Source organism: Arthrobacter sp. SAFR-044, from assembly GCF_059414985.1.
The window spans coordinates 135,679-149,413 of sequence record NZ_JBPFDN010000010.1 but is presented as its reverse complement, the minus strand read 5'-3'; the positions used below and the strand labels follow the sequence as shown (position 1 = coordinate 149,413).

11 protein-coding genes are annotated in these 13,735 nt (G+C 62.1%); 10 read left to right on the top strand and 1 reads right to left on the bottom strand.

What is annotated here, in order from left to right; translation table 11 throughout:
• The first annotated feature begins 148 nt into the window (after positions 1–148).
• The 7 genes from ACR65J_RS16150 to ACR65J_RS16120 all read left to right on the top strand — a co-directional run bounded on the left by ACR65J_RS16150 (position 149) and on the right by ACR65J_RS16120 (position 8,262).
• Complete coding sequence (locus ACR65J_RS16150; protein WP_440170939.1) at positions 149–1,072, top strand: AEC family transporter; 924 nt, start codon at positions 149–151, stop codon at positions 1,070–1,072.
• A gap of 53 nt (positions 1,073–1,125) precedes the next feature.
• Positions 1,126–2,211 carry an ATP-dependent DNA ligase gene (locus ACR65J_RS16145; RefSeq protein ID WP_440170937.1) on the top strand — a complete coding sequence of 362 codons (1,086 nt, stop codon included), beginning with the start codon at positions 1,126–1,128 and terminating at the stop codon, positions 2,209–2,211.
• Positions 2,212–2,368: 157 nt separating this feature from the next.
• Positions 2,369–2,974, top strand: coding sequence for a glycerol-3-phosphate responsive antiterminator (locus ACR65J_RS16140; RefSeq protein WP_440170934.1), 606 nt, complete (start codon positions 2,369–2,371; stop codon positions 2,972–2,974).
• A gap of 235 nt (positions 2,975–3,209) precedes the next feature.
• Positions 3,210–4,652, top strand: coding sequence for an FAD-binding oxidoreductase (locus ACR65J_RS16135; protein ID WP_440170932.1), 1,443 nt, complete (start codon positions 3,210–3,212; stop codon positions 4,650–4,652).
• 36 nt (positions 4,653–4,688) lie between these two features.
• Positions 4,689–5,477, top strand: a complete 789-nt coding sequence (locus ACR65J_RS16130; RefSeq protein ID WP_440170930.1) for an SDR family oxidoreductase — start codon at positions 4,689–4,691, stop codon at positions 5,475–5,477.
• Between the two features lie 29 nt (positions 5,478–5,506).
• A complete protein-coding gene (locus tag ACR65J_RS16125; RefSeq protein WP_440170929.1) occupies positions 5,507–6,943 on the top strand; it encodes an FGGY-family carbohydrate kinase in 1,437 nt (478 codons plus the stop codon).
• Between the two features lie 11 nt (positions 6,944–6,954).
• Complete coding sequence (locus ACR65J_RS16120) at positions 6,955–8,262, top strand: MFS transporter (RefSeq protein WP_440170925.1); 1,308 nt, start codon at positions 6,955–6,957, stop codon at positions 8,260–8,262.
• A gap of 105 nt (positions 8,263–8,367) precedes the next feature.
• Here the strand turns inward: ACR65J_RS16120 and ACR65J_RS16115 are convergent, their stop codons facing one another.
• Positions 8,368–9,687, bottom strand: coding sequence for an MFS transporter (locus tag ACR65J_RS16115; RefSeq protein ID WP_440170923.1), 1,320 nt, complete (start codon positions 9,685–9,687; stop codon positions 8,368–8,370).
• Positions 9,688–9,917: 230 nt separating this feature from the next.
• On the opposite strand from ACR65J_RS16115, the gene ACR65J_RS16110 reads away from it, so the two are divergent.
• From ACR65J_RS16110 to ACR65J_RS16100, 3 genes are all read left to right on the top strand, one after another.
• Entirely contained in the window at positions 9,918–10,781 is an 864-nt protein-coding gene (locus ACR65J_RS16110) for an IclR family transcriptional regulator (protein WP_440170921.1), read from the top strand.
• 150 nt (positions 10,782–10,931) lie between these two features.
• Entirely contained in the window at positions 10,932–11,813 is an 882-nt protein-coding gene (locus ACR65J_RS16105) for a shikimate dehydrogenase (RefSeq protein ID WP_440170919.1), read from the top strand.
• Complete coding sequence (locus ACR65J_RS16100; protein WP_440170917.1) at positions 11,813–13,684, top strand: bifunctional sugar phosphate isomerase/epimerase/4-hydroxyphenylpyruvate dioxygenase family protein; 1,872 nt, start codon at positions 11,813–11,815, stop codon at positions 13,682–13,684. Before ACR65J_RS16105 ends, ACR65J_RS16100 begins: the two co-directional genes overlap by 1 nt.
• Positions 13,685–13,735: the final 51 nt, after the last annotated feature.

The following is a 13,735-nucleotide window of genomic DNA, read 5'->3' as shown; positions in this document are numbered from 1 at the left end:
ATAACCTCTACCGTCCCGCACCCTGCCCTGTCGAGGGTCCGCCGGAAAACCGGTGCGGGCAGGGGCTGCTTGTCAGATAAGTTAGAGACTTGTGGTACTGCATTCCGGCTCGCGGCGGAACGCGTGGGACGGGAAGGGGAGTACCTCGATGGGCGGTGTGCTGATCGGCCTGGCGGTGATTGGCGTCGTCATTGCCGTTGGTTATGTCGCCGCGCGCTGCGGCCTGGGCGATGAACCCACCATCTCGGCGTTGACCCGTACCGCCTTCTTCATCACCAACCCGGTGCTGCTCTTCACGGTGGTGCTGAAATCCGACCTGTCCGTGGTTTTCTCGGCCTTTGTTCCGCTGGCCATGATCACCGCAGCCGTCACCGCGCTGTTGTATGTGGCTGCCAGCCGGATCTGGTTCCGGCGGCCGCTCGCCGAGACGGCGGTGGGTGCGATGGCGGGCTCCTACGTCAACGCCAACAACATCGGCATCCCGATCACGCTTTATGCCCTTGGCGACGCCACCCCCGTGGCCCCGGTCCTGCTGGTCCAGCTGCTCCTGTTCGCCCCGCTGGTCCTGACCCTGCTGGACCTTTCCGCGGCCGGGCGGTTCTCACCGCGGCTGATGCTGACGCAGCCCTTCCGCAACCCCATGATCATCGCCTCGCTGCTGGGCGTGGTCCTCGCGGCGTTCCACGTGAAGCTGCCGGACCCGGTGATGGCACCGCTGACGCTCCTGGGCGGAGCGGCCGTCCCGGTGGTGCTGCTGGCTTTCGGCATGTCGCTGCAGGGCACCAGGATGCTCCGGAGCGGCGGGCACACGGCTGAGATCCTCACTGCCACGGCGCTGAAGTCCGCCGTGATGCCGGCGGTGGCGTTCGTCGTCGGACGTTTCCTGTTCGACCTGGACCACCGCATGCTCCTGGGCGTGGTGCTCATGGCGGCGCTGCCGTCGGCCCAGAACGTGTTCCTGTTCGCCAGCAAATACGGGCGCGGCGTGGCTGTGGCGCGCGAAACGATCCTGCTCTCCACGGCGGCTGCCGCGCCGGTGCTGGTGCTGATCGTTTGGCTGCTGGCGGCCTGACGCCGGGCGCGCCGCCCTACCGCGCGGGCCACCGGCCGGGCAAGAATGGGCACATGGAACTTCCCGTGATGCCGCCCGTCCCGCCCATGCTCGCCAAGGCCATCAGCGGCATCGACGGAATCCCCGGAGGCGGGGACCTCAGCTACGAACCCAAGTGGGACGGCTTCCGATCCATCATTTTCCGCGACGGCGATGACCTGGAGATCGGCAGCCGCAACGAAAAACCCATGACCCGGTACTTCCCGGAACTCGTAGCCGCGCTCAAGGAGAACCTGCCGCCGCGCTGCGTGGTGGACGGCGAGATCATCCTGGTGGGGGCGTCCGGGGACAGGCTGGATTTCGACACGCTCCAGCAGCGCATCCACCCCGCCGCCAGCCGGGTGAAGCTGCTGGCGGAACAAACCCCGGCCAGTTTTGTGGCTTTCGACCTCTTGGCACTGGGCGATGAGGATTACACCGGCAGGCCTTTCTCGGAGCGGCGGGCCGCGCTGGAGAAGGCGCTCGCGGCCAGCAAGGCGCCCGTCCACCTCACCGCCGCCACCACGGACAAGGAAACGGCCGCGCACTGGTTTGAACAGTTCGAGGGGGCCGGACTGGACGGCATCGTGGCCAAGCGGCTGGGCGGCCGGTACGAACCCGACAAGCGGGTGATGTTCAAGGTCAAGCACGAGCGCACCGCCGACTGCGTGGTGGCCGGCTACCGCCTCCACAAGAGCGGGCCCGACGCCATCGGCTCGCTGCTGCTTGGCCTGTACAAGGACGACGGCGGCCTGGCGAGCGTGGGCGTGATCGGCGCCTTCCCGATGAAGCGGCGGCAGGAGCTGTTCCAGGAACTCCAGCCACTGGTCACCGACTTCGATAACCACCCCTGGGCCTGGGCCAAGCAGGAGGAAGGCGAACGGACGCCCCGCAACGCCGAGGGCAGCCGCTGGAGCGCAGGCAAGGACCTGTCCTTCGTTCCGCTCCGGCCCGAACTGGTGGTGGAGGTCCGCTACGACCACATGGAGGGCGACCGGTTCCGCCACACCGCGCAGTTCAACCGCTGGCGGCCGGACCGGGACCCCGAATCCTGCACCTACGCGCAGCTGGAAGAGCCGGTGAACTTCGACCTCGCCTCGGTGCTGGAGACCGGCCGGTAGCCGCAGACTGCGTGTCCACACGGCAGGTCCGCCGCGGTTCGTATCCAACCAGATACGGACGCCATGGACCGGGGATACCATTGTTGAAGCGTTCTCGAAGATGGCACCGTTTGGCTTCCCGCAACGAGACGGATCCTTACACCAGGAGATAAGTGCTGTGGCAGAATCACCGACCAAGAGCCGCTTTGCGCGGGATGAATCTGCCAAGATAAATGCCCTGCTGTCGGATCACCCAGTGATCGCAAGCATCAAGGATGAGGACGGTTTGCGGGCGGTTCTGACAGCCCCATGCCCTGTTGTCTTTGTCCTCTTTGGATCCGTGATGTCGATCAGAGGGATCGTGGAGACGCTCAAGGCGGCCGGCAAGACGGTCTTTGTCGATGTGGACCTCCTTGATGGTTTCGCCAGCAAGCCGGTCGTGGTCGATTTTCTGAGGGCGAACACGCATGTCGACGGCATTCTCAGCTCAAAGGCTGCCATGGTACGTGCGGCAAAGACGGCGGGATTCCTGTCAATTCACCGTCTCTTCCTGATCGATTCGTTCAGCTACAACAATCTGCCCAAACAGGTCTCCGTATCGGGCGCAGACGCCATCGAGATCCTGCCGGGATGCATGCCCCGAGTAATCTCATGGGTTTGCGAAGACATAGATCTCCCGCTGATTGCTGGTGGACTGGTATGTGACAAGGAGGACGTGATCGGCGCGCTGGGTGCTGGTGCCACAGCAGTGGCTTCGTCCAACCGGGATGTGTGGCTCATGTAGCGAAAAACAAAACTGCCCCTAGGCAGACCTCCGGCCACATGCTAGAGTCCTTTTCAACTTAAAACTTCATACTTGTTCCGGGCTCTGCCCGTGACGGTTGCTCAAAAACTAGAGAACAGCGACCCCCAATTCCAAGGGGATCGCTGTTCTCTTTTTTTGTGCCTTTCCTGAACAAGGTGGAGGTTGAGTCAGCCCGCAAAAGCGCGAACGCCTAACACGAACGGAAACATAAGAATTGACAACCCTCAAACGCGAAGAGATCGTCAGCGCCTACGCCGATATCCTGGGCAGCGACCGCGTAATTACCGATGAGCAGACGCTGCGGGAGAACAGCGTCGACCGCTATTACAAGGTCGAAAATATCTTTGGTATCTATTCCTTGCCTCTGCCTGCGGCAGTCGTAAAGCCGGGTACTCCGGAAGAAGTTTCATCAGTACTAAAGCTCGCGAACGAATATGGAATCAGTATCGTCCCCAAGACTGGAGGCTCAGCAACGGAGGGCGGCCTTGAAACCGTCGTTGAAAATTCTGTCGTTGTTGACGGGTCATTGATGAACGAGATCATCAACATTGACACCGAAAATATGCTGGCGACCGTCCAGTGCGGCGTTCGGCTGCAGGATCTTGAGGACGAACTTCGAAAGATCGGCTACACGACCGGCCACTCCCCCCAGTCGAAGCCAATTGCACAGTTCGGAGGGCTCGTTGCAACGCGATCCATTGGACAGTTCTCGACTCTCTACGGTGGCATCGAGGACATGCTCGTCGGCGTTGAGACGGTGTTTGCCAATGGTGAGATTTGCCGAATCAAGAATGTTCCGCGGCGGGCGGCCGGCCCGGATATCCGTCACCTGGTGCTGGGAAACGAGGGTGCCCTCAACTTCATCACGGAGGTAAGCGTCAAGATCTTCCGCTACTTCCCCGAAAACAATCGGTTCTACGGATATCTGCTGGACGACATGAAGACGGGCTTCGAAATCCTCCGGGAAGTAGTCACGCAGGGCTACAAGCCTTCTGTTGCCCGCCTTTACGACAAAGAAGATGGGCTGTACCACTTCGGGCACTTCTCCGAAGGCCGTTGCGTACTGATTTTCATGGCGGAGGGCCCCCAACTCATCGCCGATGCCACCGGTAAAGCCATTGAGCAAATTGTCTCCTCCTTCACTGCTGCAGATCGGGTTGCAGACTCGCTGATCGAGGACTGGTTTAACCACCTGAACTGGGACGTCTCCAAGATCGAAGAGGAAAGGGTGGAAATTCGCGAGACCCTGAATAACGGCTTCACCACAGAGATCTCCGGAAACTGGAGTGTCATCAACGACATCTACATTAATGCGCTCACAAGAATCCGGAACGAAGTGCCGGCGCAATTCAGCCTCTTGGGCGGCCACTCCAGCCACAGCTATCTCAACGGAACAAATATGTATTTCGTCTATTACTACAAAATTGACGTGGACCCCACCGAGGAACGCACGGTTTACCACGACCCCATCCAGAACATAATCGTGGAGGAAACGCTCAAGCTCGGCGGTTCAATGTGCCATCACCATGGCGTGGGAAAGCACCGGACGCACTTTCTCGCAGAAGAATACGGTTCCTCGCTGTACATGCTGGAGACCCTCAAGTCTGCCTTTGACCCGAATGGCATCATGAATCCAGGGACAATCTTCCCGCTCTGATCCAGCCCAGAATCAACTCAGAACCAGGGAGTTTGTATGCCCGATTTGAACATTGCCGAATTTCAAATGAGTTTCTTCTCATTGAAAGGCAAGAATGCGATCGTAACCGGAGGCAACACCGGTCTCGGTCAGGCCTTTTCACTTGCGCTGGCCAAGGCAGGCGCCAATGTGCTGGCTGCCAGCATCATGCCTGATGATGGCAGCACGGGGACCATGGTCGAGGAAGCCGGCGCAAAATACGCCTACGTCAAGTCCGACATCACGGTGGAGGGAAACCCTAAAAAGGTTGTGGATGCCTGTATATCCGAATTTGGGAGCGTGGATATTCTCGTCAACTGTGCGGGGCGAAGCATCAACGAACCCGACGTCCTCAACTACACCCGTGCGCAATGGGACCCCATGGTGGCGCTGAACCTGACAGCCGCCTTCGAAATGTCACACGAGTGCGCCAAGTACATGGTTCCGCAGGGCAGCGGCAAGATCATCAACATCTGCTCGGTTTTCACATTCCTCGGAGGGCAATGGTCGCCGGCCTATGCAGCCACAAAGCACGGTATTGCAGGATTCACCAAGGCCTACTGCGACGAGTTGGCCCAGTTTGGTGTGCAGGTTAACGGCATTGCACCCGGCTACTACGCCACAGAACTAACCACTGCGACCAGAGCTGATCCTGAAGCCAACCGGCGGGTCCTGGACCATATCCCGGCGAACCGCTGGGGGCAAACCCAGGACCTCATGGGCGCGACAGTATTCCTGGCCAGCCGGGCGTCCGATTACGTCAACGGTCACATCCTGAGCGTCGACGGCGGTTACCTGGTGCGCTAGGCGCCGGCAACGCAGATGAGGAACATGACATGACCACCAACTACATCATCGGACTTGATGGTGGATCCCAAAGCTCAAAGGTAGTCATCTTCGACACCAACGGCCGGGTCGTGTGCGAGGCAAGTGAGCCCCTGGCCCCCATGCACACGCCCGGGGCGGGTATTGCGGAACACCCGAACGACGACCTCTATGACTCCATCGTTGCCGCGGCCGCCCGGGCGATGAGGGCTTTTCCTGGAAATCGCAAGGACATCATTGGCGTGGGGTTGTGCACCATCCGGTGTTGCCGGGCACTGGTTCGCAGCGACGGGACCCTGGCCGAGCCTGTCCAAAGCTGGATGGACCATCGGCTCTCCAAAGCGTATGAACACAACAACGACGACGTCGCTTACGTCACCACCGCTTCGGGGTATCTCATGGGCCGGCTCACTGGGGGGCTAACGGACACCGCGGCCAACTACATTGGACCCTGGCCCATGGATGGCCGGACATGGGACTGGTTTGACGATCGGGAAAAGTTCGAGTCGTTCAATGTGCCGCGTGACATGTTGTACCGGTTGCAGATGCCGGGCGACGTCGGCGGCTTTGTGAACACCACCTTTGCGGAGCTCACAGGGATCCCACAGGGGATACCTGTGGTCCACACCGCAAACGACAAGGCTGCCGAGGCATTGGGTTCCGGCCTCCGCGACGACGCAACCGGCCTGGTCTCGCTGGGCACGTACATTGCCGGCATGGTCGTTGGGAAGGAATTTGCGGCCGAGCCGCGGACATACTTCTCGAACTTCGCGTCAGAGCCGTACCGCTACATATACGAATGCGGCGGCATCCGGCGGGGCATGTGGACCGTCTCCTGGCTACGGGACCTGTTTGGTGCGGAGAACGCCCTTGCTGCGGCGGAGGCCGGCACCAGTGCCGAGGAGCGCTTAAACAGGTTGGCTTCTGACATTCCCGCAGGAAGTGACGGCCTGCTGTGCGTTCTCGACTGGCTCGCACCGCCGAACAAGCCCTTTAAAAAGGGAATGTTCATCGGCTTCGACGAACGGCATGGTTACGCGCACATGTACCGCGCCGTCCTGGAAGGCATCGCCTTCACAATGAAGCGAAACATGGCTGCCATGACCGCCGAACGAGACATGGATCTTAGGACGCTGGTTATCTCAGGTGGCGGCTCAAACAGCGATCTCATCATGCAGATCTTCGCCGACGTCTTCAATATGCCAGTGGTCCGGAATGTTGTCCGGAACGCCGCCGGTCTCGGTGCTGCCATCTGCGTTGCCGTGGCCTGTGGAATTTACCCGGACTTCGACGACGCATCTGCCCATATGGTTCGGCGAGAGGACCGATTCGAACCCGACCCGCAGAACGCCGCGCTGTACGAGCAGTTGTGCACAGTTGCGGCCGAAATACCGATGCACACAGACCCCATTTTGGAAAAAATCCACAAAATACTATCTGACAAATAAGGAGCTGCTCCATGCTCAAGCTCGGCAAATCAAAGAAGATTTTTCAGCTTGTATTGCTCATACTCGCGGCGGGCTCAATCTATCCGCTTGTGTACCTTCGACAAAACTTTGAATCCACTATCCTGTCCGTCTTTCATCTCAGCAACTCAGAATTGGCGGGCCTCTACTCGATGCTCGGGATCATCTTCGTTATCGGCTACATACCAAGCGGATGGTTGGCCGATAAGGTCCCGGTGCGTTACCTCATCACATTTTCGCTGGTTCTCACCGCAGTGACTGGCCTGTTCTACGCGCAGGTACCGGACAAATCCACTCTCGTCTACGTATACCTTGTCTGGGGATTTGCCACAGTCTTTACATTCTGGAGTGCAATCCTTAAAACTGTCAGCCTTCTCGCGGATAAGAACGAGGAAGGTACTTACTTTGGTGCGCTTGACGGCGGTCGGGGACTGGTGGAGGCAATTCTGGCCAGCTGCGCAGTCGGTCTTTTCGCACTGTTTGCCGGAGATGGCACCTCCGACATCACGCAGACCAAGGCAGGCTTCCAAGCTGTGGTCTATATGTATTGTGCAGTGCTCGTCGTTATCGCCGTCCTGGTCTTCTTCGTACTTTCCGACGGTCAGCAAAAGGACGCCAGGTCCCAAGGAGAACCGGTTGAGTCGACTTTGGCCGCGGTACGGCGAATCCTGAAAATCCGCGAGGTGTGGGTGATGAGCCTGGTTCTCTTCTGTGGCTACACGCTGTTCTGGGGACACTACTACTTCTCCGGGTTCCTCAATGTGAATCACGCCGTGAGCCCGGTGAATGCGGGTGTAGTGACGGTAATCGTCCTGTGGATGCGTCCAATCGGTGGGTTCGGAGGAGGGTTCCTCGCAGACAGGCTCGGCAAGAGCCGGGTACTGGCGGTCTCAATGGTTGTCGCAGCTCTCGGGTTCATTAGCCTGAGCCTCCTGCCAAGCGGTTCGAATGCCCTGGCCTACGTGCTGGTGGTGGTTGTTGGCCTCTTCCTGTACGCAATCCGCGGGATCTACTGGTCGCTGCTTGATGATTGCCGTGTCCCTGCCGCGGCGACTGGTATCGCCATCGGCATCATTTCATTTGTGGGTTATCTGCCTGACATTTTTATTCCGCAGATCAGCGGCGCGATTTATACCGCCTTCGGTGACGATGTGGCAGGAGCAAACAACTTGTTCTTCCTTGTCACTGCCGGCATCGGGCTGGTTGGCGCGGCGGCTGCCGGTTACTTCGCAGTTCTGATGAGGAAGCGCCGGAATTTTGAGACAGCCAGCGACATGGAGGCATCGCCAACCACGATCTAGCCTGCTTTTCACTGGTCCTTCCGGATGTCACGACGAAGCCCGCCATCCCTGGCCATTCCAGGGGTGGCGGGCTTTGCCTGTTGCGTGACTCGGGGTGGACCGCCGCTACTTCAGGCCGAGCTGCTTGGTGGGGGCCCGGAAGGATTCCTTGGCGGTCAGGGCGGACACGGCTGCAACGGCGCAAATGATGGCAGTGAAGATGCTGATTTGCACCCAGCCGCCGGGCTTGATGCCGCCCATGGCAGCCACGATGGCCGGGGCGAACCCCGCCATCAGGAAGCCCAGCTGTGTGCCGATGGCCAGGCCGGAGAAACGGACCTTGGTGCTGAACATTTCAGCGTAGAAGGAAGGCCAGACGGCGTTGGCCGCTGCGTAGCCGCACGAGAAGTAGCCGATGGCGGCCAGGAACATCAGCGGGACGCTGTGGGACTCAAGGCTCAGCAGGAACACGGGGGTGAGGACCGCGCTGGCCAGGGCGCCGTAGATGAAGACCGGCTTGCGGCCGATCTTGTCTGCCAGCATTCCGAAGAGCGGCTGGGTGCCCAGGGCCACGACGTTGGCAGCAACCACCAGCCACAGGGTAGTGGTGCCGTCCACGCCGGCCACGGTCTTGGCGTAGCTGATGGCCAGGGTGCCGAACACGGTGGAGACGGCGGCGATGAAGGCGCAGCAGATCACGCGGAGCACGTCGCGCCAGTGGCCCTTGAGCAGGTCGGCCACGGGCAGCTTGGCGATCTGGGCGTTCTTCCGTGCTTCCTCGAAGGCGGGCGGCTCGTGCAGGGTGCGGCGGATGAGGAACGCCACCACAACCACCGCGGCGCTCAGCCAGAACGGGATGCGCCAGCCGATGCCGAACTTGATCTCGTCCGGCAGTGCCAGGACGGGGATGAACACCAGGGCCGCGAGGATCTGGCCACCCTGGGTGCCGGTGAGGGTCCAGGAGGTGAAGAACGAGCGGCGGTTGTCCGGAGCGTGCTCCAGGGTCATGGAGGAGGCGCCGGCCTGCTCGCCTGCAGCGGAGAGGCCCTGGCACAGGCGGGCCAGCACCAGCAGCGCCGGAGCCCACCAGCCGACCGTGCGGAAGTCGGGCAGGCAGCCGATGACGAAGGTGGAAGCACCCATGAGCACCAGGGTGAACATCAGGACTTTCTGCCGGCCCACCCGGTCACCGAAGTGGCCCAGGATGACGGCGCCAATGGGCCGCGCCACATAGGCGAACCCGAAGGTTGCGAAGGACATGATGGCGGCGTTCGCATCGGCATTGGGGAAGAAAACCGTGGGGAAGATCAACGCTGCGGCGGAGCCGAAGATGAAGAAGTCGTAGTATTCCACGGCGCTGCCCAGGAAGCTGGCGAGGGCGGCCTTCTTGGGAGTCCCCGCGGAGGTGAGGGCACCCGCCCTTGCTGCCGGAAGTGTCTTGCTCATGGTGTTCCTTTGGTGTGACGACATTGTCGCTGATGGATCTGGGGCGCGGCCGCCCATGCCTTGATGCGGGCGGGGGATGCGGCTGGAGTCCGGTCGGAAGACCCGGCCATAGTAGCCACATGGTGGGAGCTACTTTTGCGATACAGAAACTATGCCTGTGAGGGCAGTCACCTGTCAAGAAAATAATCACTATCTAGAAATAGTTCTCACATTGTGGCAACATCGTCACTATGAGTGTGAACCAAACCACAGCGGCCGATGAAGAATCCGCTGCTGCCGGCCGCCCAGGAGGGCCCGTAAATGCCATGCCGCCCGAAGGCAAGGTTGGCGCCCGTCCCGCGGAGCGCACGGATATGGTGGGCAAGGCCCTGGGGCTGCTGGTCCTTCTGGGCGATGAACCCCGCGGCGCCAGTGCCGCGGAGATCTCGCGCCGTGCCGAGCTTCCCTTCAGCACCACCTACCGCCTGCTGGGCTCTCTCACCCGCGACGGCTTTGTCGACTACGAGCCGGATGGCCGCCGCTACCACCTGGGCCTACGGATCTTCCAGCTGGGACAGCGCGTCTCCAACCACCACGGCTTCGCGGGCACGGCCATGCCCATCCTCCGCCGGGTCACCGAACAGACCGGTGAGGCCACCATCCTCAGCGTCCGCGACGGACTGCACCATCTGACCGTCAGTAAGGTGGATGGACCGCAGACCTTCCGCGTGACCAGCGACCCCGGCCACCTGGGCTCGCTCTCGTCCACCGCGGTGGGCAAGGCCCTGGTGGCATTTGCCGAGGACGCGGAACGCGAAAAACTGCTGGCCGAGGTCCCGCTCGAAGCGCTCACTGACAAATCGATAACGGACCGCGAAGCGTTCAAGACCGAAATCGAAAAGGTCCGTCGGCAGGGATACGCCGTCATGGACGAGGAGAACGAGGCCGGAATGCGCGCTGTGGCCGTTCCGCTGCTCAATGACCAGGGGCACGCCTTTGCCTCGCTGGCAACTGCAGTGCCGGTCTTCCGGCTGGACCTTGAGGGGCTGGTGGCGCACGTTCCCCTGCTGCAGGAAGCCGCTGCCGAACTGGCGGCCAGGCTGCCGCAGCGGTAGCAGAACCCGAAATCAGGACCGGCCCGAAAACTACTTTTGTTCGTATGTAGAACATGAGTGCGATAAGTGAACATTTGTTGTACCGTAATCCCTACCACCTGCAATGCGGCTGAGTTCCGCGCCTGGTGCCGTACCAAAGGAGCTGCACGCATGAGCAATCGAACTGAGTCCTACCTGGTAGGACTGGTTGGTGATGGCGTTACGCCATCGCTCACGCCGCCCATGCACGAACGGGAAGGCGACGTGCAGGGCCTGCGCTACCTGTACCGGCCCATCGACCTGCTGGACCTGGGGTTGACCGGGGAATCCGTGGGCGCCATCCTGCACAGCGCCCGCACCCTGGGCTTCAACGGACTGAACATCACCCACCCCTGCAAGCAGCTGGTCCTGGAACACCTTGACGAGATCTCACCTGACGCGCGCCGGCTGGGCGCCGTCAACACCGTGGTCATCCGCGACGGCCGGTTTATCGGCCACAACACAGACTTCTCCGGCTTCGCAGCAGCCCTCGCGTCCGGCCTCCCCAACGCCCGGTTGGACCGCGTGGTGCAGCTCGGCGCGGGCGGTGCCGGGTCCGCCGTCGCCTACGCCCTGCTCAGTGCGGGAGTGAAATCGCTGGACCTGGTGGACATGGACCCCGAACGCGCTGCGGCGCGGGGCGCCGAGCTGCAGGGCTTTTTCCCCGACAGCACCGTCACGGCACGCACGACGGCGGAGCTGCCGCAACTGATGCCGCTTGCCGACGGCCTGGTGCACTGCACCCCCGTAGGCATGGTGGCGCACCCCGGCGTCCCAATGGACCTGGACCTGCTCGAGCCCCGGCACTGGGTGGCGGACATCGTCTACCGCCCCATCGACACCGAACTGGTCCGCGGCGCCCGCGCCAAGGGCTGCGAGGTGCTGGACGGCGGCCGGATGGCCGTGGGCCAGGCCGCCGACGCCTTCCGGATCTTCACCGGGCTCGAGGCGGACCCGGCGCGCATGCGCAGCCACTTCCTGGAGCTTGTGGCCGCCGAGGAGGTGGCCGCCTGATGCGCACCGGAATCGCCACGGTTTGCCTCTCCGGCACCCTGAAGGAAAAGATGCAGGCCTGCGCCATCGCCGGCTTCGACGGCATCGAGATCTTCGAACAGGACCTGGTCACCTCCCCGCTCAGCCCTGAGGACGTGCGGAAGATGGCCGCCGACCTGGGGCTTGGCCTGGACCTGTACCAGCCGTTCCGGGACTTCGACGGCGTCACGCCGGACTTGCTGAAGGCCAACCTGCGCCGCGCGGAGGCCAAGTTCAAGCTCATGGCCCGCCTTGGCATGGACACCATCCTGGTGTGCTCCAACGTTGCCACAGCCACCATTGACGACGATGCCGTCCGCGCCGAACAACTGGCACAGCTCGCAAACCTGGCGGGGGACCACGGCGTCAAGGTTGCTTACGAGGCCCTGGCCTGGGGCAAGTACGTCAACGATTACGAGCACGCCTACCGCCTGGTGGAAATGGTGGACCACCCCAACCTGGGCACCTGCCTGGACTCCTTCCACATCCTCTCCCGCGACTGGGACACCGCGCCTATAGAGAACATCAACGCGGACAAGATCTTCTTCGTCCAGGTGGCGGATGCCCCCAAGCTTTCCATGGACGTGCTGTCCTGGAGCCGGCACTACCGCGTGTTCCCGGGTGAAGGGCAGTTTGAGCTGGCCAAGTTCATGGGCCACGTGGTCCGCGCCGGCTACACGGGCCCGGTCTCCCTGGAGGTGTTCAACGACGTCTTCCGCCAGTCCGACGTCGAACGCACCGCCGTGGATGCCATACGCTCGCTGATCTGGCTGGAGGAGCAAAGCGCCAAATGGCTCGCCGGCGCCGAAGCCGCGCCCGGCAACGCAGGCGCGCTCCGCCGTCGTTATCCCATGGAACTTGCCACCCTGCCCAAGGTGAACGAGCCCGCAGGTTTCAACTTCGCCGAGGTCAAGGCGGACGACACCGCCCAGCTGGAGAAGCTCCTGGGCCAGCTCGGGTTCCAGTTCGAGGGCCGGCACCGCACCAAGGACGTGCAGCTCTGGACCATGGGCCAGGCCCGGGTCATCATCAACGAACAGGCCGCACGGCACGCCGACCCGGCCATCGCCGCGCTGGGGTTCGACGTCGATTCCCCCGTGATCGCCTCAGCCCGCGCCCAGCAGCTCAAGGCCCCCGTGGTAGCCCGCAAGGTCCAGGCGGACGAGGAAGTGTTCCAGGGCATCGCCGCGCCGGACTCCACCGAGATCTTCCTCTGCCAGGGCAGCCCGGACGGCACCGCCGCGTGGACGCACGAATTCGGGGAAGGGCTGGAACACCCTTCGGGAGGAGCCAGCGCGGTCATCGACCACGTGAACCTGGCCCAGCCGTGGCAGCACTTCGATGAAGCCGTGCTCTTCTACACCAGCGCGCTCGCCCTCGAACCGCAGCCGTTCGCGGAAGTCCCAAGCCCCAGCGGCCTGGTGCGCTCGCAGGTCATGCAGACCTCCGACGGCGCGGTGCGGCTGGTCCTGAACCTCGCCCCGATACAGCAGGCAAGGAATGAGGCCCGCAAAACCTACCAGGAACACATTGCCTTCGCCGTGGAGGACCTGGTGGCCACCGCCCGTGCTGCCAGGGAGCGGGGACTGGAGTTCCTGCAGATTCCGGCCAACTACTACGAGGACCTGGACGCCCGGTTTGATCTCGAGCCAGGGTTCCTGGCCACGCTCCAGGAGCTCAACCTGCTGTTTGACCGGGATGCCGACGGCGAGTTCCTGCACTTCTACACCGCAACCGTGGGCAGCGTGTTCTTCGAAATGGTGGAACGCCGCGGCCGTTACGACGGATACGGTGCCCCGAATGCCCCGGTGCGGCACGCAGTCCAGTACGACTCGCTGCACCGCACCACCTAGACCAGCACCACCCAAAACCCAGACGCACCAAACCCAACAACCAGAAAGGAG

Coding starts and splice junctions, on each gene's coding strand:
- ACR65J_RS16130 (WP_440170930.1), top strand. CDS start 4,689: ATGCCCGATTTGAACATTGCCGAATTTCAAATGAGTTTCTTCTCATTG.
- ACR65J_RS16115 (WP_440170923.1), bottom strand. CDS start 9,687: ATGAGCAAGACACTTCCGGCAGCAAGGGCGGGTGCCCTCACCTCCGCG.
- ACR65J_RS16145 (WP_440170937.1), top strand. CDS start 1,126: ATGGAACTTCCCGTGATGCCGCCCGTCCCGCCCATGCTCGCCAAGGCC.
- ACR65J_RS16120 (WP_440170925.1), top strand. CDS start 6,955: ATGCTCAAGCTCGGCAAATCAAAGAAGATTTTTCAGCTTGTATTGCTC.
- ACR65J_RS16110 (WP_440170921.1), top strand. CDS start 9,918: ATGAGTGTGAACCAAACCACAGCGGCCGATGAAGAATCCGCTGCTGCC.
- ACR65J_RS16125 (WP_440170929.1), top strand. CDS start 5,507: ATGACCACCAACTACATCATCGGACTTGATGGTGGATCCCAAAGCTCA.
- ACR65J_RS16100 (WP_440170917.1), top strand. CDS start 11,813: ATGCGCACCGGAATCGCCACGGTTTGCCTCTCCGGCACCCTGAAGGAA.
- ACR65J_RS16150 (WP_440170939.1), top strand. CDS start 149: ATGGGCGGTGTGCTGATCGGCCTGGCGGTGATTGGCGTCGTCATTGCC.
- ACR65J_RS16105 (WP_440170919.1), top strand. CDS start 10,932: ATGAGCAATCGAACTGAGTCCTACCTGGTAGGACTGGTTGGTGATGGC.